The organism is Fluviirhizobium alvei (genome assembly GCF_030551875.1).
Taxonomy (GTDB): Bacteria; Pseudomonadota; Alphaproteobacteria; order Rhizobiales; family Rhizobiaceae; genus Rhizobium_E; species Rhizobium_E alvei.
Genome location: NZ_JAUOZU010000007.1, coordinates 169,451 through 195,925 on the forward strand (window position 1 = coordinate 169,451; position 26,475 = coordinate 195,925).

Consider the following 26,475-nt stretch of genomic DNA (forward strand, 5'->3'; position numbering starts at 1 on the left):
GCCTTCCGCACGCGCTCGGTCAGGCCTTCCGCATTCGCTCGACCGCCATCAGCACCCGCTCCGGCGTTGCCGGCGCATCAAGCTGCGGGCAAACCCGATAATCGGCGACGGAAGCGACTGCCATCGACAACGCCTCAAGAACCGAAACGCCAAGCATGAACGGCGGCTCACCGACCGCTTTCGAACGCCCGATCGTCACTTCGCGGTTTTCCGACCATTCTGCGAGCCTTGCGTTGAAGATGCGCGGGCGGTCGGAGGCTAGCGGGATCTTGTAGGTCGACGGCGCATGCGTGCGCAGCCGGCCCTTGGCATCCCACCACAATTCCTCGGTCGTCAGCCATCCCATGCCCTGCACGAAAGCACCTTCGACCTGGCCCTTGTCGATCGCCGGATTGAGCGACTTGCCGACATCATGCAGGATATCGGTGCGCTCGACCTGATATTCGCCGGTCAGCGTATCGATCGAAACTTCCGAGCAGGAAGCGCCGTAGGCATAGTAGAAGAACGGTCGTCCCATGCCCTTGGCGCGGTCCCAATGGATCTTCGGCGTCTTGTAGAAACCGGCCGCCGACAGATGAACGCGGGCCATGTAGGCCTGCTTGATGAACGCAGGGAAGGCAATTTCCTCCTGGCCGACCCGAACCCGGTTCGGCAGGAACTCGATTTCGGCCGCCGGCACGCCCCATTTCTCGGCCGCGAAGGCATAGAGCCGTTCCTTGATCTGACGGGCGGCATCGTAGGCCGCCATGCCATTGAGATCGGAACCGGACGAAGCCGCCGTCGCCGAGGTATTCGGCACCTTCGCCGTCGTCGTTGCCGTGATCTTGACCCGATCGATATCGACCTGGAACGTATCGGCCAGCACCTGGGCGACCTTGGTATAGAGCCCCTGCCCCATCTCCGTGCCACCATGGTTGAGATGAATGGACCCGTCCTGGTAGATATGGACGAGCGCTCCGGCCTGATTGTAGGGCGTGAATGTGAAGGAGATGCCGAACTTCACCGGCGTCAACGCGATACCCTTGCGGATAACGCGTGACGTCTTGTTGAAGTCGATGATTGCCGCGCGGCGGGCCTGATAGTCCGCGCTTTCCTCGAGTTCCGAGACGACCCGGTGGATGACATTGTCTTCCACCTTCTGGTGGTAGGGGGTGAGGCAGCGTTCGTCGCCATCGATGGCGTAGAAATTGCGCTTGCGGACTTCGAGCGGATCGAGGCCCACCGCATAGGCGACCTCTTCGATCATGCGCTCGGCGCCGACCAGACCCTGCGGTCCGCCGAAACCGCGGAAGGCGGTGTTCGACACGGTGTTGGTCTTGAGCGGTTCCGAGGTCAGAAGTACGTCCGGATAGTAATAGGCATTGTCGGCATGGAAGAGCGCCCGGTCCGTAACCGGTCCGGACAGATCCGAGGAAAAGCCGCAACGCGCGGCAAAGTTTGCCTTCACCGCCTGGATATGCCCCTCGTCATCGAAGCCGACCTCATATTCGGCGAGGAAATCATGCCGCTTGCCGGTCATGACCATATCCTCGTCGCGATCGGGGCGGAACTTGACGGCGCGGTTGAGCTTCTTGGCCGCCATCGCCGCAAGCGCCGCAAACTGGTTGCCCTGCGTCTCCTTGCCGCCAAAGCCGCCGCCCATCCGGCGAGTGTTCACCGTCACCGCATGCGACGGAATCTGCAGAATATTGGCGACCATATGCTGGATTTCGCTCGGATGCTGCGTCGAGGACCAGACGGTCACCTCGTCATCCTCACCCGGGATCGCGAGCGCAATATGGCTTTCAAGGTAGAAATGCTCCTGCCCGCCAATGCGCATGGCACCCTTGAGGCGGCGTGGCGCCTTGGCAAGCCCGGCATCGGCATCGCCGCGCTTCAGCGTCAGTGGTGTCGTGACCAGATCGTAGCCCATCTGCCGGGCTTCGAGAAGATCGGTGGCATGCGGCAGGTCTTCGTAGGTGAATTTGGCCTTGCGGGCAGCCGCACGTGCAATTTCGCGCGTCTCGGCCACCACCACGAACACCATCTGGCCATGGAACTCGATCCGCTTTTCGGCAAGCAGCGGCTCGTCATCGCGGTGGTTGGGGCCGATATCATTGTGACCCGGAATATCGTGATGCGTATAGACGGCGACGACGCCCGGCGTTGCGCGCACGGCAGAGAGATCCAGCGAGAGGATATCGGCATGCGCCCGATCCGAAAGGCCTGCCGCCATATGCAGCGCACCTTCAGGCAGCACCATATCGTCGATATAGTCGGCCTCGCCGCTCACATGCTTGTGGGCGGAATCGTGCCTCAGTTCCGCATGCATCGGGCCGGAGATTTCCGTCTTGAAGGAGAGATCCATCTTGTTCATCAGCGCGCTCCCTCGGCAAAACGCTTGAGTTCGGCGGTCTCGCCCTGGCTTTCGAGATAGAAGCGGGTGAGAAGATTGCGCGCCGTCAGCATCCGGTATTCGGCGGTCGCGCGCCAGTCGGTGAGCGGCGAAAAGTCATCGCCAAGCTTTTCGGCTGCCGAACGCACATTCGCCTCGTTCCAGACCTGACCGACAAGCGCTGCTTCCACTGCGGCTGCCCGTTTCGGCGTACCGGCCATGCCGCCATAGGCCAGCCGGATCTCGTTCACGCGACCCTGCGCATCGAGCCTGAGATAGAAGGCGCCGAGCACGGCGGTAATATCCTCATCGCGGCGCTTGGACAGTTTGTAGACGGCAAAATGCGCGTCGGCGGCGAGTTTCGGAATGAAAACGCTCTCGACGAATTCGTGGCGCTGGCGGTCCTGCTTGCCATAATCGATGAAGAAATCCTCAAGCAGCATCGAGCGGGCACCCTCGCGAGAGCGCAGCGTCAGTTCAGCACCGAGTGCGATCAGGGCCGGCGGCGTATCGCCGATCGGCGAACCGTTGGCAATGTTGCCGCCGATCGTGCCCATGTTGCGCACCTGCTCGCCGCCGATGCGCGGTAGAAGCTTGCCGAGCGCCGGATAGGAGGCCGCAAGCCGCGCGAGCGCCTGCGAATAGGTAACGCCGGCGCCGATCGTCATTCCGGCTTCGCTCGCCGCAATCTTCTGCAGCCCCTCGACGCCGCCGATGAAGATGACCGGATTGATGGGGCGCATCTGTTTGGTCACCCAGAGACCGACATCGGTCGAGCCGGCAACGATGGTTGCCTGCGGATGCCGCGCCATCAACTCGGCGATATCGCCGGGATGGGTCGGCACATAGAGATCGAGCCCCTCGTGATGGACATGCACCGACGGGCCGCCGGAGAGCCCACGCAGGTAGGCTTCCACCGCAACACGCGTCTTTTCGATCGGATCGAACACGGAGGTTGGCCGCAAGGCGGCGACAGCTTCGGCCGCCTTGACGATCGGCTCGTAGCCGGTGCAGCGACAGAGATTGCCCTGCAGCGCCTGCTCGATCCGCTCGCGCGACGGATTATCTTCCGAAAGCCAGAGTCCATAGAGCGACATCACGAAACCGGGCGTGCAGAAGCCGCATTGCGACCCGTGCATATCCACCATGGCCTTCTGTACCGGGTGCAGGCTGCCATCGAGGGCCTTGAGATGTTCGATCGTGACAACATGGGTTGCATGAAGCGAACCGACAAAACGGATACAGGCATTGACCGATTCGTAGAGCAGACGCCCCTCGACCAGCCGCCCCACCAGCACCGTGCAGGCGCCGCAGTCGCCCTCGGCGCAGCCTTCCTTGCTGCCCGTCAGCCTCTTTTCAAGCCGCAACCAGTCGAGAAGCGTCTGGCGTGGCGAGAGTGCGCTGATCTCGACCGTGCGGTCGTTCAGCATGAATTCGATCGTGTTGCGGTATTGGTCTGGCATTCGTTCGGCTCTTGTTGGTTTGATCCGCAGCCTGTGCGCAGATGCAAAAAATCGCAAGAGGTGATTTTTGCCAATTGGTCAAATTTTGAACAGGGGATGGATCTGCCAATACGGTTTGCAGATCAACGCCTCGGCAATCGCTTAGAACTGAACACAGCGTAAAGCGGCAGGATCTTTCCTTCTGCGGTTGAAATTGCCATATCGGGCAAAACGGAGATACCGCTGATGGAACTTGGTCTTTACACCTTCGCCGACGTCAACCCCAATCCCGGCCCCGGCGAGCGTGGCCGCGACGGCGAAAAGCGCATTCGCGAACTGATTGCCGAGATTGAACTTGCCGATCAGGTCGGCCTCGATGTGTTCGGTCTGGGCGAGCACCACCGGCCGGATTATGCCGCCTCGGCGCCGGCCGTGATCCTGGCGGCCATCGCGGCAAAGACGAAAAAGATCAGACTCACCAGTGCGGTCTCGGTGCTGAGTTCGGATGATCCGGTGCGGGTCTATCAGCAATATGCGACGCTTGACCTGATTTCCAACGGCCGCGCCGAAATCATGGCAGGCCGCGGCTCTTTCATCGAAAGCTTCCCGCTTTTCGGCTACGATCTCGGCGACTATGACAAGCTGTTCGAGGAAAAGCTCGACCTGCTCATCAACATCATCAACAACGAAACCGTAAGCTGGCAGGGCGAGACGCGCGCGTCGATCAATGATCGCGGCGTCTATCCGCGCGCGCTGCAGGACCCGCTGCCGCTCTGGATCGCCGTGGGCGGCACCCCGCAATCGGTCGCCCGCGCCGCTGCCTATGGATTGCCGCTGGCGCTCGCGATCATCGGTGGCGAACCGGCGCGCTTTGCGCCGCTGTTCGATCTCTACCGCCAGGTCGCCCTCAAGGCCGGGCGCGATCCCGCAGCCCTCAAGACCTCGATCAACGTGCATGGCTTCATCGCCGATACGAACGATGCGGCAATCGAACAGTATTACGAACCTTCGATGGCGGTCATGAACCGCATCGGCCGCGAACGTGGCTGGGGACCGCAAAGCCGTGCCCATTACAACCAGTCGACCAGCGATCGCGGACCGCTGTTCATTGGCGATCCGGAGCGCGTGGCCCGCAAGATCATCGAGCATCACAAGATCTTCAAGAACGATCGCTTCCTGCTGCAGATGGCCCTTGGCCTTGTGCCGCACGATCAGCTGATGCGCGGCATCGAACTCTTCGGCACCAAGGTCGCGCCGATCGTCCGCGACGCCATCGGCTCGTGAACCGGTCCGGTTTCAGCCGGTAACATGCCCTGATTTGACCCGTCCCGGCAGACATGGCAGGGACCTCGAAAACCGAGCCTGTGAGTCGCCAATCGGAGCCTGCCATGATCGTCACCACTGACGAGGAACTTGAAAAGCTGAAGGTGATCGGCCGTATTTGCGGTCGTGCCGTCCAGATCATGGCCGCCGCCATGGAGCCCGGCATGACCACAGCCGAGCTCGATGCGATCGGCCGCAAGTTTCTCGAGCAGGAAGGTGCCGAGAGCGCGCCCGAATTCTGCTACCAGTTCCCCGGCGCCACCTGCATCAGCGTCAACGAGGAAGTTGCGCACGGCATTCCGGGCGCGCGCGTTCTCGCCAGGGGTGACCTGATCAATATCGATGTGTCCGCCGTCAAGGATGGCTTCTTCGGCGACACCGGTGCATCCTTCGTCATTCCACCGGCAGCGAGCAAGATCGAGAAGCTGTGCCGAGATGGCAAACGGGCGCTCTGGGTCGGCCTCAACCAGGTGAAGCCGGGCCGCCCCTTCGCCAAGATCGGCGAGGCAATCGGCACATTTGCGGCCAAGAACCGCTATACGCTGATCGAAAACCTCGCCAGCCACGGCATCGGCCGGTCGCTGCATGAAGAGCCGACCGAACTTTCGACCTGGCCTGACCCTTCCGAACGCAGGATCATCGAGGAAGGACAGGTCTTTACGATCGAACCGTTCCTGTCGCTCGGCGGCCATTGGGCGGAAGGAACCGATGATCCCTGGACGCTGGTGAGCGAGCCGCGAGCACTGACCGTGCAGTATGAACACACGATCGTCGCATCGCGCAACGGGCCGATCATTCTCACGCTCGTTGATTGACGATTCGCAAATTTTGCTGGCGTCTAATGTTAAATTGTGCGTTTCTTAATTGTCCCGCGAGGGATGGTTGAGAGGCGAACAGGCAGTGTTGCAGGTGTGTTTGGCGGAAGAAGGAATGGCGAAAAGCCAATACCGGCCAAACATACCGAATTTCATCGCATATAGGCACCTCATCAGGTGCCCCAAAAACAAGGATGAAAGGCACCATTCCCCCGCCTCCGGCGTTACAACTCTGGGGAACGATCATGCGCTTTCTGACGACACTTTTTGAGACGTTCGATGACGCGGCACGGGCCATCCGCGCGCTCAAGGCCATCTGCATTGCCGAGGCCGATATCAGCTTTGTGACCCGTTGCATCAAGGGGGCCTTTTCAGCCACATCTCAAGCCGGAAAGACAAAGGGAACGAATGCGGCTGAACAGCTGCAGGACCTGCATGCAGGCGTCGGCGTCATGAACATTCCCGGTATTGGCCCTGCTGCCGTTGCCGGCAAGATCGCCCGGCAAATTGCAGACACGGAAAAAAGCGACGGCGCCGAAACCTGTCTTGTTTCCGTACTCATGACGCACGGGCTCGAGGAACGCGAAGCCAATATCCACGCCGAATGCATTCGCCAGGGCGATACGTTGCTGGTGGTGCGGCTGGATGACGACCGGCAGCAGGATATCGAAACCACCTGCAGCCTGTTTTCGCGGGTCGATGTCGAAAAGCGGTTTGCGGCCTTTGCCGCTTCGGGCTGGTTCCGCTTCGACATCAAATCCGCCTTACCGGCCTGCTGAACGGACCGGGCTGGATCTAAACGGCAGGACTGGATGACGGCGCGCGGAGGCTGGAAACCCGGTAAAAATTACATTTTCGTCATAAGCGCTTGGCACCATTGCGAGGCCATATTTTCTCAACTAGGGTCCGGAAAAATCAACGCTTCGGACGAAGCGTGATGCATTCAGGAGACTTGCAGCCTTGTTCAAATCCTTCTTCCCGAAGCCGAAGATGTTTTTTTCGAGCGCGGCAATCTGGTCCGGCATCTGTCTCGCGCTTTGGTACGGCTTCTGGCGCGATTTCGGCACGACATTTGGGATGGGACCGATAGAGGAATTCCAGAAGCCCATTGGTCTCGGTTTCTTTGTAACCAACGATGCCTTGTGGTTCTACGGCTACTTTCTTGCTGTTACAGCCTTGTTCTGCGCTTTCTGGCAGGTCTTCGATCGGGAATGCCGATGGAAACGTTGGTCCGTCTGGGGAACGGCGTTCCTGCTGATCGTTACGAAATACTCGGTCGACGTATCGGTTTGCATCAACAACTGGCAACGACCGCTTTTCGACAAGATTCAGGAGGCTCTAACCAAACCGAATACAGTACCGGTCTGGGATTTTTACGAGCTCTTCATTATCTTTGCGCAGATCGCGATCGTGGCAGTTTTCATCTTTTCGATCTTTCGTTTCGTCCTCAGCCACTATCTGTTCAGATGGCGTCACGCCATGAACGATTACTACTCAGAACATTGGAAGAAACTGCGGAAGGTCGAAGGCGCAAGCCAGCGCATCCAAGAAGACACGATGAACTTTGCGAACATGACCGAGAATCTAGGGTCGAATTTCGTTGAAGCTTTCATGACCTTGTTGGCATTCCTGCCGATCCTCCTGGAGCTAGAACGGTTTGTCAAAGAATTGCCAATCGTCGGCGCAATCCCGCACCCATTGGTCACCGCAGCAATATTCTGGTCGCTCTTCGGTACGATTCTGCTTTGGCTGACTGGCATCCGCTTGCCCGGTCTGGAGTTCAACAATCAAAAAGTCGAGGCTGCCTATAGAAAAGAGCTGGTTCATGGTGAAGACAACCATGAGCGAGCTCACGTCTCAACGGTGAATTCCCTTTTCGGCGATGTCAGGACCAACTACTTCAAGCTCTATTTCAACTACCTGTATTTCAACGCAGTCCGACGCGTTTACATAAATGCGGACAACGTATTCTCATACATTCTCCTTGTCCCATCACTCAGCGCCGGCGCTTTCAGCCTCGGTGTCTTTCAGCAAATCGGGACGGCATTCGGAAATGTGTCCGGGTCGTTCCAGTATCTCGTCAATTCCTGGGACGATATCGTCAAACTGATATCGATCTACAAGCGATTGAAAACCTTCGAACTTGCAATTGAAGACATGCCATTGCCAGAAACTGAGGTGGAATCAATGGTGACGTAAGGTCGCCGAAGTCCGCCTTTGCGCAGCAACAACCGCTCCTAGAACGCCGAGCCGTCCGGCTTCTCCGCCTGCGTCATCGCCTCCGAATAGGTGACGCAGGCAACATCGGGCCGCACGCAGACATCGGCCACAAATTTCTCCAGCGCATCCCAATAGGCGCCGCCGTTCATTTCAACGAAATGAAAGCCTAGCTGCAGCGGGATGCGATTGCCGTGGTACTGTTCGTCGAACGCTTTCTCAAAGGCTGCAAGCGTGCGGGCGGAGAAGGTTTCCGCGCGGCCGGGTGCATTGAGCCCGCCGGAATGGCGGATGAAGAGATTATAGTCCATGCCGATGATCAGCCGGCCTTCGGGACCTTCGGCAATCCGCGGCAGGGCAAAACGGGTGATCCCGTCTTCGCGCGCGGGATATGCCGGCCCCTTGGAGACGGAACTGGCATCGTAACGGAAGCCATGCGCCTTGAGCGCCGGCAGAAGGTTCTTCCCGGTCGAGAGATAGGGCGCGCGAAAGCCCTTGATGTCATCGCGAACAAAGTCCTGCCATCCGTCCGGTTCGCGATCGCCGACGCCATTGGCTTTCCAGGCACCCGCTAATACCCGATCGAAGGCGTCAAACTCACTCGACCAGTCCGCCCTGCTCCAGTCCTTGCCATCGAAATGACCGCAGGCATGCGAGCCGATTTCATGGCCTTCGAGATGCGCCTGCCAGAGGTTGCCGAGCCGCACCTGCACTTCATGCTCGCTCAGCGCCCAGCCGGTGGCCGAGCGTCCAGCCTTCTCATGCGGCGCCTGATACTGTTTGCGATCGGCGGGCTTCACCAGATAGGTGCAGGAGAGAAAATAGGTGAAGCGGGCGCCGGTTCGCGCGGCCATCGAGCGCGACCGGTCCCACAGCCGGTTGTCATGCGCCCCATCGAAGGAAATCAGCACAAGCTGCTTCGGTTTCGGCTCCGAAGAGGCAAAAGAAGGAAGAGCCGCCAGAAGGGCAGCGGCAACAATTGAAAAACGCATGACATCAATCCGCTTGCAAGATGGCTTTCACCTAATGGCGAAAATGCGGATTTTTGATGTTGGTCAGCTTCAAGGCGCGACCGAACTGATCCAATGACCGGCCTCGAAGCGTCCAACCTCGTTGCCCGCGAGGACCATGCGGACCTTGCCACCCTGTTTTTCGACAAGGCAGTAGGCGGCTTTCGCGATCGGCTGGTATTCGGCCATCGCAATGGTACCGGCCCTGCGGTCGGTTTTGCTGAGATCGATCACCAGATCCTTGCCGTCCGTCCTGACGCTGAACAGGCCGAATGTGACCTTCGAATTCAGCATCAGCTTTTCGGATCGGCATTCCATGTCCTCAGGCCATACTTGCCGCACACGTTCGGTCAGCAGAAAGCCAATGCCGATGAGGATCAGCACCAGGACGCCGCCGATGACCGAAAGTTTCGCAATCGGTCCCATGGAGATCAATCGATGCCGACCACGAAGGCATCTAGGCCCTTGAGAACGACGGTCTTTCCATCGAATGCTGGACGATAGCCGGGCAGTTCGATGATCTGGCGCGCAACGAGCCCGGCGGGAAGCTGGAAGGACTGCTCCTCGCGGGTGAGATTGAAGACGAAGAGCAGCGCCTCGCCTTCAAGCCGGCGGGTGAAGACCAGGAGATCCTGATTGGTCGCGACAAAGGCGATATCGCCGGTCACCATCGCCGGGTGCGCGCGGCGGAACGCCAGCATGCGACGGTAATGTTCGAGCACGGAACCCTCGACGCCCAGTTGCGCGTCAACGGCCAGCACCTGATGCTCGTAACGCACCGGCAGCCAGGGCCTGGCGTCGGAGAAGCCACCATTGGCAAGGGTGCTCTCCCACACCATCGGCGTGCGGCACCCGTCGCGGCCCTTGAAGGAGGGCCAGAAGCGGATGCCATAGGGATCGCGCAGCTCCTCGAAGGCAAGGTCGGCTTCCGGCAGCGCCAGTTCCTCGCCCTGATAGAGGCAGATCGAGCCGCGCAGGGAGGCGAGCACGGCGATTGCCAGCTTGGCAACCTCGGACCGGTCGTCGTCATCACGGCTGAATCGGCTGACATGGCGCATCACGTCATGGTTGGAGAAGGCCCAGCAGATCCAGCCGTCGGCCACCTCCGCCTCGACGGCCTGAACACAACGCCGGATATGGTCTGCGGTAAAATTCTCAGACAGGAGATCGAACGTGTAGCACATGTCCAGCTTGTCGCCGCCGGCCGTATAGGCCGCCACCGTCGACAGCGACCGTGCGCCATCGCCCACCTCGCCGACCGTTGCCCGGTCGCCATATTCGTCCAGAAGCGCACGAAACCGCCGGAGGAAATCGATATTCTCCGGCTGGGTCTTGTCATAGAGATGGTTCTGCATGCCGTAAGGATTGACATCCGGCGCATCGGCGCTCGTCGCACCCTCGATCTTCACCAGCGGCGGGTTGTCGCGCAGCTGCCGGTCATGGAAATAGAAATTCACCGTATCGAGCCGGAATCCATCGACCCCGCGTTCGAGCCAGAAGCGCACCGTTTCGAGAAGCGCATCCTGAACCTCCGGATTGTGGAAGTTGAGATCCGGCTGCGAGGTCAGGAAATTGTGCATGTAATATTGTCGGCGGACACCATCCCACTCCCAGGCCGGCCCGCCGAAGATCGACAGCCAGTTGTTCGGCGCCGTGCCATCCGGCTTCGGCTCCGCCCAGACATACCAGTCCGCTTTCGGATTATCGCGGCTCGACCGGCTTTCCTTGAACCAGGGATGCTGATCGGACGTGTGCGAGATCACCTGGTCGATCATCACCTTCAGGCCGAGCAGGTGCGCTTCGGCCACCAGTCGGTCGAAATCGGCAAGGGTACCGAACATCGGATCGACCGCACAATAATCGGAAACATCATAGCCCATATCGGCCATCGGCGATTTGAAGAAGGGCGAGAGCCAGATGGCATCAACCCCGAGCGAGGCGACATAGGGCAGCCGCCTGACGATGCCGGCAAGATCGCCGCTGCCGGTTCCGCGACTATCCTGAAAGGAGCGCGGATATATCTGGTAGATCACCGCCCCACGCCACCAGTCTGCACCGGCTTTCGAGGGGAAACTGGCCTTTGTCATCGCATTCTCCAAGCCGGCAGGGGACACAATTCTGCTTTAGCGTTTGCAACCGATTCCGTAAACCGCACCTGGGTCAGCAAAGCGGTGCGCGGTTCTCAAACCAAGTGTCTCAGACCGACCGTCACACGTCTGTAACAGAGCCGTTGCAAAAGCCTGACAACCGCTCCGGCACGGAGCCATCGGACAGGCGCCCCATGGCCAAGATCACCATCGTTACGGATGCATGGCATCCCCAGGTCAACGGCGTCGTCCGCTCGCTGGACAATACGATCGCCGAATTGAGAAGGCTCGGCCACGAAATCATGCTCGTGACGCCGGACAAGTTCCGCAATCTGCCGCTGCCATCCTATCCGGAAATCCGTATCGCCCTTGTGGGATACCGCACGGTGGCGCGCGCCATCGACGGGTTCCAGCCGTCCTTCGTCCATATCGCGACCGAAGGCCCCCTGGGTTTCTGGGCACGTCGCTGGTGCCTGAAGAAGAAGATGCCCTTCTCGACCAGCTACCATACCCGTTTCCCGGAATATGTGTCGGCCCGCCTGCCCATCCCGCAATCGCTGCTGTACCGGCTGGTGCGCCGTTTCCACAATGCCGGCAATGTCTGCATGGTCGCGACCGCAAGTCTCGAGCGGGAATTGACGGAAAAGGGTTTCCGCAATCTCCGCCGCTGGTCGCGTGGCATTGATCAATCGCTGTTCTCGCCCAAGGCGCGCACCGAAAAGCCGTTCGGTCATGCGCGTCCGCTTTTCCTCTCGGTTGGACGTGTCGCGGTGGAGAAGAACCTGCCGGCCTTTCTGGCACTCGATCTGCCCGGTACTAAGATGGTGGTTGGCGATGGTCCTGATCGCGAAAAGCTTGCCGCCGCCTTTCCGGACGTCGTCTTCGTCGGCGCCAAGTTCGGCGAGGAACTCGCCGACTACTATGCCGAAGCCGATGTGTTCGTCTTCCCGTCCAGAACCGATACGTTCGGCAATGTCATTCTCGAAGCGCTTGCTTCGGGCGCGCCCGTTGCCGCCTATCCGGTCACCGGTCCGGCCGATATTCTCGAAGGCCATGGCGAAGCCGGCGCCTTGAACGAGGACCTGCGGGCGGCATGCCTTGAGGCTTTGACGAAAACATCCGAGGATGCGCGCCGCCACGGCACATCCTTCACCTGGGAAGCAGCAACGGCTCAGTTTCTCGGCAATGTCATGTATGCCAACGGCATGGCACCTAATACCAAGTGTCGATGATAGAAACCGATTGCGTGGGACTGGACACCTTTATCCGACGAGGAGCAGACCGGAGAGCGATGCAAAGGCATCGGTCGAGGATTGCGACAAAGTCGGGGAAGAATGTCCGGCCCATCCGGAGGACCGGTCGCTTTTGCCCTCCGGACGTCGTCGAAAATCCGCGCCGGACCTTTGGGTCCGTCTGTGGTTTTCTCCTCGCCGGATACCAAAATCGCTCCGGCGCAATCGGTTCCTATCATCGACGCTTGGTATAAGACAGAAACCCCTGCCCTTCAGGCAACCGAATTGAGCGCCTGATCGAGATCGGCAATCAAATCGTCGACATGCTCCAGCCCGATCGATAGCCTGAACGTGCCATCGCCAGCCCAGGCACGATAATCGTCCAGATCTTCCCCCGTCAGCCGGAAGGTCGAAGCAATCATCTCATCGGTATCGAGCAGCACGACGAGGCTGCGCTGATGGCCAAGCGAGAAGGCGTAATGCACGACCTTGAGATTGTTTGCCATGGCCATGGCGTGATCTTTCGCCCGTTCCTTGACCTGGAAGGAGATCATGCCGCCGGAAATCTCCATCTGCCGTGCGGCAAGGTCGCGCTGCGGATGGCTTTCGAGACCGGGATAGATGACCCGCCCAACCTTCGGATGGGATTCGAGAAAGCGCGCGACCTTCAACGCGCTATCCGAAACCATCCGCATGCGGGGATAGAGCGTGTCGATGCCGCGCATGATCAGCCAGGCGCTGTGAGCGGAGAGTGCGGCACCGAAATAGACCCCGGTGCGCGCGCGAATGCGGGCGATCAGCGCCTTTGAGCCGCAGACGATACCGCCCAGCGCATCGCCATGACCATTCATGAACTTGGTCAGCGAATGAATGACCAGATCGGCACCCAGCGATGCCGGCCGTGTCGCGACCGGCGTCGCGAAGGTCGAATCGACCGAAACGAGGATGGAGCGGGACCGGGCAAGCGCGCTGACGGCGGCTATATCGGTCAGACGCATCAGCGGATTGCAGGGGCTTTCGCAATGAATGAGCCGGGTATTGGGTCGGATCGCCTTTTCCACCGCATCGATGCGCGACATATTCACCACCGACACCTCGATCCCGTAATCGGGAAGGATGCTGCGCGTCAGTTCGGCGACACCGGCATAACAGACATCCGAGACGATCAGATGATCGCCGGCCTTGAGAAAGGTGAAGAACACGCCGGCGGCCGCCGCCATGCCGGTTGCCGATGCCAGGGCCTCTTCGGTCTGTTCGAGGGCGGCAACGCGCTGTTCGAGTTGCCGAACAGTCGGGTTGGTCCAGCGCGCATAGAGATAGGGCAAATCAGCCAGATCATCGACCCCGGCGGCCGAGAAGGCCCCCTCGCCCGGAACCACGACATTGTTGACCGAGAAGGAGAGGTTGGGAGCGATCGAGCGCGTCAGCGGATCAATCACCAGCCCTGCATCGACGGCCTGCGTTTCGGGGCGCCAACCGGCATTGCGGTTGGCGACAACGCCCGTCGATCCCTTGTCCGGTCCATCGCCGCTCATTGAAAACCTCTCACTTGGACAGAAGGCAGGTGTCGACCCCGAGATCAGCGCTTCTTGCGCTTGTCGTCATAGGGATTGACGTTGCTGCGATAGGAGATCCGGATCGGCACGCCCAAAAGCCCGAAATCCTGCCGCAACCCGTTGATGAGATAGCGGGTGTAGCTTTCCGGTAGCGCTTCCGGCCGCGAACAATTGATGATGAAGCCCGGCGGGCGGGCCTTGATCTGCGTCATGTATTTGAGCTTGATCCGGCGACCCGAAACAGCTGGTGGCGGATGACCCTGGGTCTGGAACTCCAGCCAGCGATTGAGCTTGGCCGTCGAAACCCGCTTGTTCCAGATCTTGTCGGTCTCGATGACCGATTGCATCAGCCGGTCGAGCCCTTCACCGGTCTGGCCGGCCACGGTCACCGCACGCACGCCACGGATCTGCGGCAACAGCCGTTCCGTCTTCTCGCGCAGATCGGCAAGCACCGCCTGGCGGTCCTCGATCAGGTCCCACTTGTTGAAGGCGAGCACGACGGCGCGACCTTCGCGGACGGCGAAATCGACGATATGCAGATCCTGCTTTTCGAACGGGATCGTCGCATCGAACACCACGATGACGATTTCGGCAAAGCGAACCGCGCGCAGCGCATCTGCCACCGAAAGCTTTTCCAGTTTTTCCGTCACGCGCGCCTTGCGCCGCATGCCGGCAGTGTCGAACATCTTGATCGTGCGGCCACGCCATTCCCATTCGACCGAAATCGAATCGCGGGTGATGCCCGCTTCCGGCCCGGTGAGCAGACGGTCCTCGCCGAGAAACCGGTTGATCATCGTCGACTTGCCGGCATTCGGCCGTCCGATGACAGCAATCCTGAGCGGCTTGGTTTCGTCATAGAGCGGTTCGACCTCATCTTCCTCGCCTTCGACCAGATCCTGGTCGATCGGCAGGTCGACATCGGTCTCTGCAACGTCATCGTCATCTTCGAACGCCCGCTCCTCGCCGATCGCAGCCACGATCGCATCGCGCAGATCGATCATGCCCTGGCCATGTTCGGCAGAAATCGGGCAAGGCTCGCCAAGCCCGAGCGTATAGGCATCATAGAAGCCGGCATCGGAGCCGCGCGCTTCGGATTTGTTGGCAACCAGAACCACCGGCTTGCCGCGACGACGCAGCATTTCCGCCAGCGTATTGTCGAGCGGCGTGAGACCGAGCTTGGCATCGACGACGAACAATGTCAGATCGGCCTCATCGATGGCCGCTTCGGTCTGGGCGCGCATGCGGCCCTGAAGCGTTTCCTCGCCTGCCTCTTCGAGACCGGCCGTATCGATGATCCGGAACCGGAGATCGATCAGCTTGGCCTCGCCGGGACGACGATCGCGGGTGACGCCGGGAAGATCGTCCACCAGCGCCAGCTTCTTGCCCACCAGTCGGTTGAACAAAGTCGATTTGCCAACATTCGGACGACCGACAATAGCCACGGTGAATGTCATTCTTCTCTCCGTATTATCGCCGGTTCACCAGGATCACGACAGCTTGCCGCTGGCCGTGATGAGATCCAGCATCGTGCGGGCACGGTTCATGACGCCGGACGGCGATGCCTGATCGTCAACGATCAGCTGGAACCAGTCGCGCGCCTTGGCATAATCGCCAGCCTTCCAGGCCGAAAGTCCAAGCGCTTCGCGCGCGCCGAACCGGTTGGCAGAGGACGGAACGGCAAGTTCTTCGACTTCGGCGGCAACCTGCTCGTAGGTGCCGGTATCGACGAGCAGCCAGGCAGCCCGCAGCCTGACAGCATTGCGAACCGCCTCGGGAATGGTGCCATCCTTGCCGATCGCGGAAAAATCCGAGACGGCCGCAGCGACATCGCCCTTATCGGCCTTGAGGCTGGCAAGGCGAATGCGGGCGAGCAGCGGATAGGAGCCGAACCCGTCCTTGGACAGGGCTTCGAGCTGCTTCTGCGCTTCATCGAGATTGTTCTGGCCAGCGGCCTGCAGGGCTGACATGAACCGGTCGCCTGAGGCGGACTTCTGGGTGTTTTCCCACCATTGGTAGGCCACATTGCCGGCAACGCCCACAACGATCAGCACCGCAATGCCGATGATGACCGGCCCGAAGCGCTTCCAGACGGCTTTCATCTGTTCGGAACGCAGTTCTTCGTTCACCTCGCGGATGAAGCTGTCATCGTTATTCATCATTGTCATGGCTCGTTCCGTCTTCCTGCGGCCTGTCGTTTAACCGCTTCTAACCGATTTTACCGCCCGTGTAAGGGGGCGGCTCAAGAAACTCACATGACGAGCACTGGCACGCCGATGAGCCATTCATGCAAGCCCTTGAACATGGCGAGGTAGAAGGCAGCACCGATCACCAGCGCCGCAATGTCCCAGATCCAGGATTTGTAGACCGGCAACGCGATATCGCCCGAGGCAACGCGACGCTTGTAGGAGATCCGCAACACCACCGCCCAGGCCAGGAAAGCGGCAAACAGGATGACCTGCACGGTTTCACCATTGGCAAGCAGATGCGCAAATGCCCAGATCTTCACTGACAGCGTCACCGGAAATTTCGTGTAGGTCTTGATGTAGCCGGCCGGCATCAGCCCGGAGGCAAAGATGATCGCTGCAAACAGCATCAGCAGAAGTGTGATATGCGCGGTGAAAACCGGCGGCACATAGAGAATGTCGGTCTCCTGCCGCGCCTCGCCGAAGCCGTAGGCCAGCAGGGCAAGGAAAACGATCGAGAGAATGCCGTGGACAGCCTGAAACACGGTCTTTCCGAAGCGCGCGATCAGGTTTTCCCGCAATCCGGGCGCCAGGACCCGCATGAGGTGAAGTCCGATGAAGAGGATAAGCCCCGCGACGAATAAAGCCATGTTTCTGCCTTCCGACCAATTGCCGGCGATTGATTGCACAATCCGGCGGCGCGGAGACCGAAGCCTCGATCACGATCGACCGGATCCACGCTCTTATCTGCTAAAGGAAGGAAATTCCAGCCCCACGGCGGTTTGCGCTAACCATGCTCTCCGAAGAGCAGGCCGTTGTGACGATCCTCGAGCCAGATGCGGATCTTTTCTTCCAGCCGCTCGGGGCTCAAGGGTTTGACGATCATGTCGTCCATGCCGGCTTCCAGACACATATCGCGATCTCCGTTGCATATGGCCGCCGAGACGCCAATGATCGGTACGCGGTCGCCGCTGCCCTGTTCCAGGCCGCGGATCTGCCGGGAGGCTTCCAGACCATCCATTTCAGGCATCAGCATATCCATGAAGATGATCAGGGGCCGGCCGTGCTTCCAGGCCTCGATCGCCTCAATGCCTGTTGAGGCGATGTGATATCGGATGCCGATCCCGTCGAGGATCTGGGCGAAAACGATCTTGTTGATTTCGTTGTCCTCGGCAACAAGCACGTCGAAGGCCCCCTCGACAGAGGCTGGTGGCGGTTCGACATCGGCAATCGCGATCGAAGGCGAAGCTACTGCAGGCGCAGTCGTTGCAGGATTCGGTTCTTTGGTCGCGAATGTCCGTGCGACAGGCAAACCGGTCCGGTTGGTCCAGATGTTTTGACGCCGGCGGCTGCGAATGACATCGATCAGCGTTTCCCGGAGCACGGCGCTACGCACGGGTTTTGCGATATGCGCATCGATATCATGGACGGCAATGTAACCGTCCGGGGAGGAGGTTTCGCGCGATGAGAGAAGGATGATCGCAGTGCTATCGTTGGAACGATCCTGACGGATCTGGCGGACAATTTCGGGACCGAAACCACCCGTCGCATCGATATCCAGGACGATGGCATCGACCGGAACCTGGTCGGCCTTTGCTGACGCCAATGTCGAAAGGCAAACAGAGGCATCCATTGCCGCAGCACAATCGAAACCCCAGCTCTGGATTTCGGACTGGAGATAGGTCCGGCTTACCGGGTTCTTTGCGAGCAGAAGAACGGACGACGATTCCACGATGGCTGGCAAATCAGCGACCCTGGGACGATCGGCGGTCACCGGAGCGGACAGGGTCAGCGTAAAAACGGAGCCTTGCCCCTCCTGGCTTCTGGCGGTCACGTTGCCACCCAGAAGATTGGCGAGACGCTGCGAGATCGCCAGTCCGAGACCGGCCCCTTCCTTGTGGCCAGCCGCACCGCTCCGCGAGAACTTTTCGAAAATGCGCTCGATCTTCTCTGCTGGGATACCGATACCGGTGTCCTCGACATCGATTTCGAGCATCGCCTCGTTGTCGCCACTGCTCCTGCTGCGCATGGTGGCGACGACATGGCCTCTTTCGGTATATTTGACGGCATTGCCGATCAGGTTCGAGAGGATCTGCCGAAAGCGCCCCGCATCGCCGAGGATGACGGCCGGCAATTCGCCCTCGTGGCGCATGATCAATTCGATGCCCTTTTCGCTGGCTGCGGCGGCATGCAGGACTGCAACATCCTCAAGGGCAGCAAATGGGTCGAACGGAGCCGAACGGATCTGGACCTGCCCGGAATCGATACGCGAAAAATCGAGAATATCCTTGATGATCGTCAGAAGCGCATTGCCGGATTTCTGGATGATGTCGACATAGGCTTTCTGCCGCGCATCGAGACCCGATTTCGAGAGGATTTCCGCCATCCCCAGAATGCCGTTCATCGGGGTGCGGATTTCGATGCCCATATTGGCAAGAAACTCGGATTTGGCCCTATCGGCAGCCTCGGCCTTCGCCAGAAGATGCTTCAGTTCCGCTTCGCGTCGTACGACCTCGGTATGGTCGTCACAAAGAATGACCATCTGGCCGTTGCTCAGCGGCCGCATGTCGAGCTGAACCCAACGCTCTGAATCGAGACGAAATTTATAGGAAACAGCGCGACGTTCATTGACCGCCGCTTCGAAGCGGCGGAACTGCTGCTCGATCTGCTGCTCATCCAGATCCGGGTTCTGGCGTGATGTTTCCATGAAGACATCGACCCAGCGACCACCGGGCACCAGCAGTTGGTCCGGCACATTGATCACGTCGGCCAGGCAATGGTTGGCGAGGATGATCTGATCGCCTTCGAGCACCATCAGCCCCTCGGGCATGGCATCCGTCGCGTTCCGAACGAGATTGTAGGCGCGTTCCGCAGCGAGATGCGCCTCACGCGCCTCAAGATCGCGCATCCGCATCTCGGTCAGGTCGACATAGGACAGGACATAGCTTCCGCTGGACAGTTTGATACCGGAATAAAGCGTCACGGTTCCGTCGTGGAAAACGACTTCTCTGGCATCGATCGGACCGCGGCGGATCTCCTCCAGACGGTCGCGGCAGTAGCTTTCCAAATCCGGATGGCTCTGCGGCGTATGGCCCGCCTTGAAGTTGTGGCGAAGCAGATCCTCGAATGGGCGACCGACCAGTTCGCCCTGCCAGCTATCGGCGGCGCCCCCCCAGATCCGAGTGCGATAGGCATCGTTGACCAGCTGGATGTTGAGGTCAGAATCGAGAAGGATGAGGCCGACATTGATACCCGAGACGATATGCTCGAAGTCTCGCTGCAACGCCTCTGCCTTGGCATTGGCTTCATGCATCTGCCGCTCATGCCGGCGCATCTCGGAGATATCCATGAAGGAGCCGACGACATAACGGGCACCTGTCTCGGTGACCAGGCGCGACACCTTGCCGATTGTATCGACAAGCTTTTGGTCGCCGGTCCGGATTTGCCGCTCGATTTCGAAGGCTTGCCCGTCATTTAGCAGCTTCTGGTTCGCATCCCATACCGCGAAACCGACCGACCCATAGGTGTCAAGTTCCGTTGTGCCGATGAGCGTATCGACCGGCAGGTTGAAAAAGTCCCCGAAGGCTGGATTGGCATAGAGCAGTCGATGGTCGGAATCACGAGCGTAGGAAGGGACAGGCAGATGATCCAGAAGCGTCCGGTATAGTGAAACATCCTCGATATGTTTCTCGAGCGCGAGTTCCCGGTTCTTCGCTTCGGTGACATCGATCCTGAGCCCGACCAGGCTGCCGTCATCCAGGCGGCGGTTGACACTGCGGATCCAGATGCCACTGGGCAATCTTAGAAATTCTTCGCTTTCGGTGCTGGAATAGGTCTTCAGCCGGGCCTCGATCCACTCTTCGCGGCTGCCAGTGTAGTTTGCGAGGGTTGCCGGATAGTGTTGCATGATACGGTCGTAGGCAAGCTCGGCGATCTCCCGGATTTGCATACCGAGGTAGACCTGGCCGATGACATGGCCGTAATATTCTTCCAGCTTTTCATTATAGTAGGTCAGCCTTCCATCTGCGCTCCAGATGCAGATGCCGACATCAAAGGCTCGGATCAGTTGTTCAGCTTGATGAATGTCGATACCGCCGCCCGCCCCCTTGATCTGCGGCTCTGGCTGTTCTTCGGCTACCGGAGGTTCCGGAGCGATATCAAGGACCGGTTCATCGCGTTTTTGATGGTCGGACAGACTCGACGAGACCGCCGAGAGATCGCCAAAGATGCAATAGAGATAGGTCTGGCCATCCGCGAGCGTGAAGCGCTCGAGCTCGACGCGGTAGCGCCCACGTCCATAGGGATCGGCATAGTGACTGGATTGGTCCTCTCCGAAGACGATACAGGCGCGCTCGCGGTCATAAAGCCCCAGAAGGGATTCGATTTCCTCGTGATCGCTGCTCGACGTGCCGACGAAGTCCGAAATCGTTCCATTGAACAGGTCCGCAAAGGCCTGATTGACCGCAACATAGACGAGTTCGCTGTTCTTGATAAAGGCAGGCGTCGGCAGACCGTTGATGCGGTCGCAGATTTTCTCGAGCAGCGGGTCCCTGTAATAGATCACTCACGTCTCCCTAGGCGTGTTTCTGCTCTAGCACTCGCGTCATAAACAATCGGTTAACCATAACGAAATTTCGACTGGGGAACGCCGGTCGGTTTCCCCACCGAAAACCGTCTCCGATTGTTTCTCCTATTGCTCCAACATTGCGCGGAGTTCGCGCCGCATTCGGGGCAGTCTCTTTGCTGCCTGCGCCAAGGAACGAAGAAATCGTGTCGTATTTGCCCGCTGTCAGGCGGCAGCAGTTCTGCGATGATCCAACCATGCAAGCATGAATGCCGGGGAGCCAGGATGACCGCAGAAAACAAGACAGTCTTGACCGAAACAGAAGTCGGAGAGCAGCGTCGTCGCAGGTCCGGACGCGGCGGGGATCGTACCCGTCGTATGAGCGGCCCGTCCTATCTCAACCTGATCAATGACCGTAAAAAGGTCGATCTCATTTCCGAGGACCAGCTTGAGGCAATCCACAATGCATCGCTGACCGTTCTTGAAGAAATCGGCATCGATGTGATCCTGCCCGAGGCGCGCGAGCGCATGAAGGCCGCCGGCGCCGATGTTGAGGCGGGCACCGAGCGCGTGCGTTTCGACCGCGGCCTGATCATGGACATGATCTCGACCATCCCGTCGGAATTTACCCTGCATGCCCGCAACCCGGTCCGCAATGTCCGCATCGGCGGCAACAATCTCGTTTTCGCGCAGATCGCATCCGCTCCCTTCGTATCGGACATGGAAGGTGGTCGCCGCACCGGAAACCAGGCGGATTTCCGCAATCTGGTCAAGCTCGCCCAATGCTACGATGTCGTGCATATGACCGGCGGCTATCCGGTGGAACCGGTCGATGTCCACGCATCGGTGCGCCATCTCGACTGCCTGTCGGATCTCGTCAAGCTCACCGACAAGGTGTTTCATGCCTATTCGCTCGGCAAGGAACGCAACCAGGATGCGCTCGAGATTGCCCGGATCGGCCGCGGCATCAGCCGCGAGCAACTCGAAAGCGAACCGTCGCTCTTCACGATCATCAACTCCTCGTCGCCGCTCCGGCTCGATGCACCGATGATGCAGGGCATCATCGAAATGTCGTCCGCCAACCAGGTGGTGGTGCTGACACCCTTCACTCTGGCAGGTGCGATGGCGCCAGTGACCGTCGCAGGCGCCCTCGTGATGCAGAATGCCGAAGCTCTTGCAGGGCTGGCCTTCACCCAGATGGTGAGGCGTGGTGCGCCGGCCGTCTATGGTGGCTTCACCTCCAACGTCGACATGAAGAGTGGCGCACCAGCCTTTGGAACGCCGGAATATATGAAGGCCGTGATCGCCGGCGGCCAGCTCGCGCGCCGTTACGGCATTCCCTACCGTACCTCAAACACCAATGCGGCCAACACGATCGATGCTCAGGCTGCGTACGAATCGGTCTTCTCGCTCTGGGGCGTGATCGAAGGCGGAGGCAATCTGATCATGCATTCGGCCGGATGGACCGAAGGCGGGCTGACCGCATCCTACGAGAAATTCATTCTCGATGTGGACCTTCTGCAGATGGTCGCAGAGTTCCTCAAGCCTCTGGACGTAAGCCCCGACACGCTTGCGCTCGACGCGATCCGGGATGTCGGACCGGGGGGCCATTTCTTCGGAACCCAGCACACGCTCGACCGCTATGAAACGGCCTTCTATTCGCCGATCCTGTCGGATTGGCGCAACAATGAAACCTGGGTGGAAGCCGGCAAGCCGACGACGTTCGATCATGCCAACCGGGTCTGGAAGGAAAAGCTTGCCGCCTATGAACGCCCCGCCATCGATCCGGCGATCGAAGAAGAACTCGACGCCTTCGTTGCCCGCCGCAAGGCAGAAGGTGGCGTGCCGACCGATTTCTGATCGAAGCACAGGCAAAGGCCCGGATGCGGGGAGCACATCCGGGCCTCTTCGCCGCGGCTTGTGCAAGGCCGCGACGCTACGGAACTCAGGACCGGCGCTTGCGTCCGGTGAACATGGCGCGAACGAGATTTTCGCGATGTTCGAAACTGGCCAGAACGACACCTGCCACATGCAGGGCAATAAGGCCGATGGTCAGATAGACCAGGGTTTCATGCAGCTCTTCGACCCATTCGATGCCCCAATAGGCATCCGTGGTCATCATGTATCCGCTGGTCGCAATGCCTGCGATCATCAGAAGCAGAGCCACCACCATGGCGCCCCCTGCCGGATTGTGACCGAGATACCGTTGCGCCCGCATCCGCACCGTATCGAAGAGGAAGCCGATAACGGTGCCTGGGCTGAAGATGAAATCCGAAAAACGTGCATGCCGGGAACCGACCAGCCCCCAAAGCACCCGCAGCAGGATCAATGTGCCGATGGCATATCCGGAATAGATGTGCGCGGATTTCCATTCGTCACCCGTCAGGAACGAGAAGGCGAACAGGCCAACGAGCGACCAGTGAAAGATCCGGACAAACGGGTCCCAGACCTTCACGGTCGGGGACGGGCTCTTGCCGTCCCCTGCGACCACATCAGCGTTGGCAACCATCAGTCGTCACCGTCCTGGCCGACGACTGCGCCGGTTTCCGGATTGAAGAGGCTCTCGACCTTGCTGCCCTTGGCATCGATCGCGTAAACCTCGTAGCAGCCGTCCTCGATCTTGATCTTGCGGACGTCATAACCCATGCCCTTGGCCTTTTCGCGGATCGCATCTTCCGTCATCCACTTGTCCTTCGGAACGTTGCCGCACTTGTCGGATTCGGCATGAGCGGTGGACGCGAGAGCTGCAAGTGCTACGGTGGCGGCGAGAACGATTGACTTCATCGGGATCTCCTTGGATCAACGCGGCGGACTTGATTGCCCGAACCGTTGAATGCACCCTAGGCGGCCGAACCTGACAGAGGGGTGACCCGTCCTGTCAGGCTTCGGTCAGCTTCACGAACGTAAACATTGCCCATGCAGAAGATACGGACCCGCCTTGCAGCAATCCTGATCGCGTCCCTCGCGGGCGCGGCGATGCCGTTGCATGTGCGGGCAGATGGCGACGATCATCGACAATTCGATGATGGCGACATGGACTATGATGACGTGCTCGAAGGCGTTCGCGCCGGTCGGCTTCTCTCGCTCGCAAGCATAAAACAGAAAGTGCTGGCCGCCTGGCCCGGCGAAATCGTCGATCTTTCGATCGACGGGGAGAAAGGAACAGTCATCTACGAGATCAAGATCCTAGCCGCCAACGGCAACCTGATCGAAGTGGAAGTCGACGCCCGCAGCGGCAAGGTCCTCGAGGTCGAGAACGACTAGGTCAAAACTCAATCAGGATTTGGAGCGTAGTATGCGGAAAAATCGTCCGGTTTTAGAAGCGGATCTGAAGATGGATCGATCATTCATCGAGTATCTGCGACGCGCGAAACCTGATTGAGTCTTGACCCTGATGCGCATTCTGCTGGCCGAAGATGATCCCATGATTGCCCGCGATGTCACCCGGCATCTCGAAGCTGCGGGTTTCAACGTCTATCATGCACCGGATGGCGAGGATGCCTGGTATGCCGGCGACAGTGAAGACTTTGCTGCCGTTGTGCTCGACCTCGGGCTGCCGAAACTCGACGGGCTCGCCATTCTCAAGCGCTGGCGCGCTGCGGGCCGCAACATGCCGGTCATCGTTTTAACTGCACGCGGCAACTGGGAGGAACGGGTCGAAGGCATCGATGCCGGCGCCGACGATTATCTTGGCAAGCCGTTCCGGATGCAGGAGCTTCTGGCACGCCTGCGGGCAGTTCTGCGCCGCTATTCCGGCCAGGCAAGCCCGGTGATGAGCAGCGGTCCGGTTTCGGTGGACATGCGCCAGCAGACCGTCAGCATCGATGGCAAGCAGGTCGATGTCACCCCTCTCGAATATCGCTGTGTCGCCACCCTCATGCAGCACCGGACACGCGCCGTATCGCAGGCGGAACTGACCGAGCAACTCTACCACCAGGATTTCGAGCGCGAGAGCAATTCCGTCGAGGTTCTGATCGGGCGGTTGCGTCGAAAACTCGGCAAGGAGGCCATCCTGACAAGGCGTGGCTTCGGTTATCAGATAGCGCAGGACGATCCGGAATGATGTCGATCCGGGTCCGTTTCGCGCTTATCTCTCTCGCCAGCGTCACGATCGCACTCGTCTTTGCCGCCTGGTTCCTGATCGCGCTGTTTGAAGAGAGCTACCGCCGTCGGATCGATGCCGAACTGAGCAGCCATATCAGCCGACTGGCGGGCGATCTGCGTTTCGATGCCACTGGCAAGCTGCTTGCACCGGCAAGCCCGGCCGACAACCGCTTCTTCCAGATCTATAGCGGCCTCTACTGGCAGGTCTTCGATGCCGACCAACGCACAGAACTCCGCTCGCCCTCCCTCTTCGACTATGCGCTGCCGTTGCCCAACGACGGCCATCCCGCCGGCACCATCCACCATTATCGACTGAATGGGCCGGAAGGCGCCGAAGTGATCGTGCTTGAGCGGGCGCTGCAGGTGGTGGCGCCCGGCGGCACGCGCCTGATCCGGATCGCGGTAGCCCTTGATGCCGCAGCGCTCGACAGTGCCAAACGCGATTTTGCCGGTGATCTCCTGCCCTATATCACGGCCCTGGCCGCCTTTCTCGTCATCATGTCCCTGGTCCAGCTCAAGATCGGCCTCAAACCGCTCGACAAGGTGGCAGACGATCTGGAAAACGTCCGGCAGCGAAAGCTCAAGGCGCTTCCCGGCCCCTATCCGCGCGAATTGGCACCGCTGGTCGCAAGGCTCAACCAGCTTCTGGAGAGCCAGGCACAGGCGATCGAACGCGCACGCCAGCGCGCGAGCGACCTGGCGCATGGATTGAAGACCCCGCTGACCGTCATTTCCAACGATGCCTTGACCCTGCGCGAACGCGGCGAAACCGAAATCGCCGAGGAACTCGACATGCTGGCGGGCTCGATGCTCGCTCATATCGACCATGAACTGGCGCGCTCCCGCATTGCCAACACGCCCGACCAGCGGCGTTCCGATGTGCAGCCCGGAAAGATCGTCCGCGACCTGGTCAAGACGCTGAACCGGACCGAAGCCGGCGAACGTCTCGACTGGTCGGTGGAACTAGATGCCGATCCGGAATTGCCGATCGATCCGAATGATCTGCGAGAAATGCTGGGCAATCTTTTCGAGAATGCCAGCAAATGGGCGAGGAGCCGCATCCGGATCGCAACAGAAACATTGCCCGATCGCTGGACCATCCAGATTGCCGATGATGGTCCAGGAGTTCCGGACGACGACCTTGCACGCCTGACCGTGCGTGGTGTTCGCCTCGATCATCGAAAGCCCGGCAGCGGCCTCGGACTGTCGATCGTGCGTGAGATCATCGATGTCTATGGGCTTGATCTCACACTTGAAAACCGGCCGGAAGGCGGCTTCGAGGCACGGGTTTCGGTGCCGCTTCGGTAAGCATGCGCTCAAATGAGCGGCAATCATCCTCCGCCTTTCCCCTTGACATTGTCGGGCGAATGAACGACATGAGCACCAGCTTTCCCCTCGAGGGCGCCGCGTGAGCTGCCCGCACGAGCCAAGGATTTCGTTTGAAGAGGCAAAGCACGGATCATTTATGACCGCCGACACGGCGGCCCAGTGCCGGAAAGCATATCCATAAACGAACAGCAAGTTCCCATTTCACGCGGGGTTCTTGGGCCAGACGAACCGGAAGGCAA

Annotated in this window: 21 protein-coding genes; 9 read left to right on the forward strand and 12 right to left on the reverse strand. The window is 59.6% G+C overall.

The annotated features are described in order from the left end of the window. Nucleotides 1–19: 19 nt before the first annotated feature. Nucleotides 20–2,356 (reverse strand): xanthine dehydrogenase molybdopterin binding subunit, encoded by a 2,337-nt coding sequence (xdhB, locus tag Q4481_RS10135; protein ID WP_377353938.1) that lies wholly within the window; start codon nucleotides 2,354–2,356, stop codon nucleotides 20–22. Next, complete coding sequence (xdhA, locus tag Q4481_RS10140; protein WP_304376240.1) at nucleotides 2,356–3,837, reverse strand: xanthine dehydrogenase small subunit; 1,482 nt, start codon at nucleotides 3,835–3,837, stop codon at nucleotides 2,356–2,358. The genes xdhB and xdhA overlap by 1 nt, the downstream gene beginning before the upstream one ends. A gap of 225 nt (nucleotides 3,838–4,062) precedes the next feature. Here xdhA and Q4481_RS10145 point away from each other — a divergent pair, with 225 nt between their 5' ends. The 4 genes from Q4481_RS10145 (at nucleotide 4,063) to sbmA (ending at nucleotide 8,153) form a co-directional block, all read left to right on the forward strand. Then, complete coding sequence (locus Q4481_RS10145) at nucleotides 4,063–5,100, forward strand: LLM class flavin-dependent oxidoreductase (RefSeq protein ID WP_304376241.1); 1,038 nt, start codon at nucleotides 4,063–4,065, stop codon at nucleotides 5,098–5,100. Between the two features lie 104 nt (nucleotides 5,101–5,204). Then, nucleotides 5,205–5,954 carry a type I methionyl aminopeptidase gene (map, locus tag Q4481_RS10150; RefSeq protein ID WP_304376242.1) on the forward strand — a complete coding sequence of 250 codons (750 nt, stop codon included), beginning with the start codon at nucleotides 5,205–5,207 and terminating at the stop codon, nucleotides 5,952–5,954. Between the two features lie 245 nt (nucleotides 5,955–6,199). Next, nucleotides 6,200–6,733 carry a hypothetical protein gene (locus tag Q4481_RS10155; RefSeq protein ID WP_304376243.1) on the forward strand — a complete coding sequence of 178 codons (534 nt, stop codon included), beginning with the start codon at nucleotides 6,200–6,202 and terminating at the stop codon, nucleotides 6,731–6,733. A 181-nt stretch (nucleotides 6,734–6,914) separates the two neighbouring features. Continuing rightward, nucleotides 6,915–8,153: a peptide antibiotic transporter SbmA gene (gene sbmA / locus Q4481_RS10160; protein WP_304376244.1), complete on the forward strand. Its 1,239-nt coding sequence runs from the start codon at nucleotides 6,915–6,917 to the stop codon at nucleotides 8,151–8,153. 38 nt (nucleotides 8,154–8,191) lie between these two features. On the opposite strand, the gene Q4481_RS10165 is transcribed toward sbmA, so the two are convergent. The 3 genes from Q4481_RS10165 to bglA form a co-directional block, all read right to left on the reverse strand. Continuing rightward, nucleotides 8,192–9,163 carry a polysaccharide deacetylase family protein gene (locus Q4481_RS10165; RefSeq protein ID WP_304376245.1) on the reverse strand — a complete coding sequence of 324 codons (972 nt, stop codon included), beginning with the start codon at nucleotides 9,161–9,163 and terminating at the stop codon, nucleotides 8,192–8,194. A 69-nt stretch (nucleotides 9,164–9,232) separates the two neighbouring features. Next, nucleotides 9,233–9,607 (reverse strand): hypothetical protein, encoded by a 375-nt coding sequence (locus Q4481_RS10170; protein ID WP_304376246.1) that lies wholly within the window; start codon nucleotides 9,605–9,607, stop codon nucleotides 9,233–9,235. 5 nt (nucleotides 9,608–9,612) lie between these two features. Then, a complete protein-coding gene (gene bglA / locus Q4481_RS10175; protein WP_304376247.1) occupies nucleotides 9,613–11,268 on the reverse strand; it encodes a beta-galactosidase BglA in 1,656 nt (551 codons plus the stop codon). A gap of 194 nt (nucleotides 11,269–11,462) precedes the next feature. On the opposite strand from bglA, the gene Q4481_RS10180 reads away from it, so the two are divergent. Next, on the forward strand, nucleotides 11,463–12,500 hold the full coding sequence (locus tag Q4481_RS10180; protein WP_304376248.1) for a glycosyltransferase family 4 protein: 1,038 nt from the start codon (nucleotides 11,463–11,465) through the stop codon (nucleotides 12,498–12,500). Between the two features lie 272 nt (nucleotides 12,501–12,772). Here the strand turns inward: Q4481_RS10180 and Q4481_RS10185 are convergent, their stop codons facing one another. The 5 genes from Q4481_RS10185 to Q4481_RS10205 all read right to left on the reverse strand — a co-directional run bounded on the left by Q4481_RS10185 (nucleotide 12,773) and on the right by Q4481_RS10205 (nucleotide 20,803). Next, the gene (locus tag Q4481_RS10185; RefSeq protein ID WP_304376249.1) at nucleotides 12,773–14,035 is read right to left on the reverse strand and encodes a trans-sulfuration enzyme family protein; all 1,263 of its coding nucleotides are present in this window, start codon (nucleotides 14,033–14,035) and stop codon (nucleotides 12,773–12,775) included. 44 nt (nucleotides 14,036–14,079) lie between these two features. Beyond that, nucleotides 14,080–15,510, reverse strand: coding sequence for a ribosome biogenesis GTPase Der (gene der, locus Q4481_RS10190; RefSeq protein WP_304376250.1), 1,431 nt, complete (start codon nucleotides 15,508–15,510; stop codon nucleotides 14,080–14,082). 33 nt (nucleotides 15,511–15,543) lie between these two features. Then, nucleotides 15,544–16,215 (reverse strand): tetratricopeptide repeat protein, encoded by a 672-nt coding sequence (locus tag Q4481_RS10195; protein ID WP_304376577.1) that lies wholly within the window; start codon nucleotides 16,213–16,215, stop codon nucleotides 15,544–15,546. 89 nt (nucleotides 16,216–16,304) lie between these two features. After that, entirely contained in the window at nucleotides 16,305–16,889 is a 585-nt protein-coding gene (locus Q4481_RS10200) for an NnrU family protein (RefSeq protein WP_304376251.1), read from the reverse strand. Between the two features lie 137 nt (nucleotides 16,890–17,026). Beyond that, nucleotides 17,027–20,803 carry a PAS domain-containing hybrid sensor histidine kinase/response regulator gene (locus Q4481_RS10205; protein ID WP_304376252.1) on the reverse strand — a complete coding sequence of 1,259 codons (3,777 nt, stop codon included), beginning with the start codon at nucleotides 20,801–20,803 and terminating at the stop codon, nucleotides 17,027–17,029. Between the two features lie 285 nt (nucleotides 20,804–21,088). On the opposite strand from Q4481_RS10205, the gene Q4481_RS10210 reads away from it, so the two are divergent. Continuing rightward, nucleotides 21,089–22,663, forward strand: a complete 1,575-nt coding sequence (locus Q4481_RS10210; protein WP_304376253.1) for a trimethylamine methyltransferase family protein — start codon at nucleotides 21,089–21,091, stop codon at nucleotides 22,661–22,663. 85 nt (nucleotides 22,664–22,748) lie between these two features. Here the strand turns inward: Q4481_RS10210 and Q4481_RS10215 are convergent, their stop codons facing one another. Together Q4481_RS10215 and Q4481_RS10220 are read right to left on the reverse strand one after the other, a co-directional pair. After that, nucleotides 22,749–23,312, reverse strand: a complete 564-nt coding sequence (locus Q4481_RS10215) for a cytochrome b/b6 domain-containing protein (protein WP_304376254.1) — start codon at nucleotides 23,310–23,312, stop codon at nucleotides 22,749–22,751. Then, nucleotides 23,312–23,587, reverse strand: a complete 276-nt coding sequence (locus Q4481_RS10220; protein WP_304376255.1) for a PepSY domain-containing protein — start codon at nucleotides 23,585–23,587, stop codon at nucleotides 23,312–23,314. Before Q4481_RS10220 ends, Q4481_RS10215 begins: the two co-directional genes overlap by 1 nt. 132 nt (nucleotides 23,588–23,719) lie before the next feature. On the opposite strand from Q4481_RS10220, the gene Q4481_RS10225 reads away from it, so the two are divergent. The 3 genes from Q4481_RS10225 to Q4481_RS10235 all read left to right on the forward strand — a co-directional run bounded on the left by Q4481_RS10225 (nucleotide 23,720) and on the right by Q4481_RS10235 (nucleotide 26,215). Beyond that, a complete protein-coding gene (locus Q4481_RS10225; RefSeq protein ID WP_304376256.1) occupies nucleotides 23,720–24,067 on the forward strand; it encodes a PepSY domain-containing protein in 348 nt (115 codons plus the stop codon). Nucleotides 24,068–24,197: 130 nt separating this feature from the next. Further along, entirely contained in the window at nucleotides 24,198–24,866 is a 669-nt protein-coding gene (locus Q4481_RS10230; RefSeq protein ID WP_304376257.1) for a response regulator transcription factor, read from the forward strand. Continuing rightward, nucleotides 24,863–26,215 (forward strand): sensor histidine kinase, encoded by a 1,353-nt coding sequence (locus tag Q4481_RS10235; RefSeq protein ID WP_304376258.1) that lies wholly within the window; start codon nucleotides 24,863–24,865, stop codon nucleotides 26,213–26,215. The genes Q4481_RS10230 and Q4481_RS10235 overlap by 4 nt, the downstream gene beginning before the upstream one ends. Nucleotides 26,216–26,475: the final 260 nt, after the last annotated feature.

Excerpts from the sequence above, each read along its gene's own strand:
- Q4481_RS10170 (WP_304376246.1), bottom strand. The coding sequence starts at position 9,607 with ATGGGACCGATTGCGAAACTTTCGGTCATCGGCGGCGTCCTGGTGCTG.
- Q4481_RS10180 (WP_304376248.1), top strand. The coding sequence starts at position 11,463 with ATGGCCAAGATCACCATCGTTACGGATGCATGGCATCCCCAGGTCAAC.
- der (WP_304376250.1), bottom strand. The coding sequence starts at position 15,510 with ATGACATTCACCGTGGCTATTGTCGGTCGTCCGAATGTTGGCAAATCG.
- Q4481_RS10200 (WP_304376251.1), bottom strand. The coding sequence starts at position 16,889 with ATGGCTTTATTCGTCGCGGGGCTTATCCTCTTCATCGGACTTCACCTC.
- Q4481_RS10195 (WP_304376577.1), bottom strand. The coding sequence starts at position 16,215 with ATGATGAATAACGATGACAGCTTCATCCGCGAGGTGAACGAAGAACTG.
- Q4481_RS10225 (WP_304376256.1), top strand. The coding sequence starts at position 23,720 with ATGCAGAAGATACGGACCCGCCTTGCAGCAATCCTGATCGCGTCCCTC.
- Q4481_RS10165 (WP_304376245.1), bottom strand. The coding sequence starts at position 9,163 with ATGCGTTTTTCAATTGTTGCCGCTGCCCTTCTGGCGGCTCTTCCTTCT.
- xdhB (WP_377353938.1), bottom strand. The coding sequence starts at position 2,356 with ATGAACAAGATGGATCTCTCCTTCAAGACGGAAATCTCCGGCCCGATG.
- bglA (WP_304376247.1), bottom strand. The coding sequence starts at position 11,268 with ATGACAAAGGCCAGTTTCCCCTCGAAAGCCGGTGCAGACTGGTGGCGT.
- Q4481_RS10210 (WP_304376253.1), top strand. The coding sequence starts at position 21,089 with ATGACCGCAGAAAACAAGACAGTCTTGACCGAAACAGAAGTCGGAGAG.
- Q4481_RS10215 (WP_304376254.1), bottom strand. The coding sequence starts at position 23,312 with ATGGTTGCCAACGCTGATGTGGTCGCAGGGGACGGCAAGAGCCCGTCC.
- Q4481_RS10155 (WP_304376243.1), top strand. The coding sequence starts at position 6,200 with ATGCGCTTTCTGACGACACTTTTTGAGACGTTCGATGACGCGGCACGG.
- map (WP_304376242.1), top strand. The coding sequence starts at position 5,205 with ATGATCGTCACCACTGACGAGGAACTTGAAAAGCTGAAGGTGATCGGC.
- Q4481_RS10145 (WP_304376241.1), top strand. The coding sequence starts at position 4,063 with ATGGAACTTGGTCTTTACACCTTCGCCGACGTCAACCCCAATCCCGGC.
- Q4481_RS10220 (WP_304376255.1), bottom strand. The coding sequence starts at position 23,587 with ATGAAGTCAATCGTTCTCGCCGCCACCGTAGCACTTGCAGCTCTCGCG.
- Q4481_RS10185 (WP_304376249.1), bottom strand. The coding sequence starts at position 14,035 with ATGAGCGGCGATGGACCGGACAAGGGATCGACGGGCGTTGTCGCCAAC.
- Q4481_RS10230 (WP_304376257.1), top strand. The coding sequence starts at position 24,198 with ATGCGCATTCTGCTGGCCGAAGATGATCCCATGATTGCCCGCGATGTC.
- xdhA (WP_304376240.1), bottom strand. The coding sequence starts at position 3,837 with ATGCCAGACCAATACCGCAACACGATCGAATTCATGCTGAACGACCGC.
- Q4481_RS10235 (WP_304376258.1), top strand. The coding sequence starts at position 24,863 with ATGATGTCGATCCGGGTCCGTTTCGCGCTTATCTCTCTCGCCAGCGTC.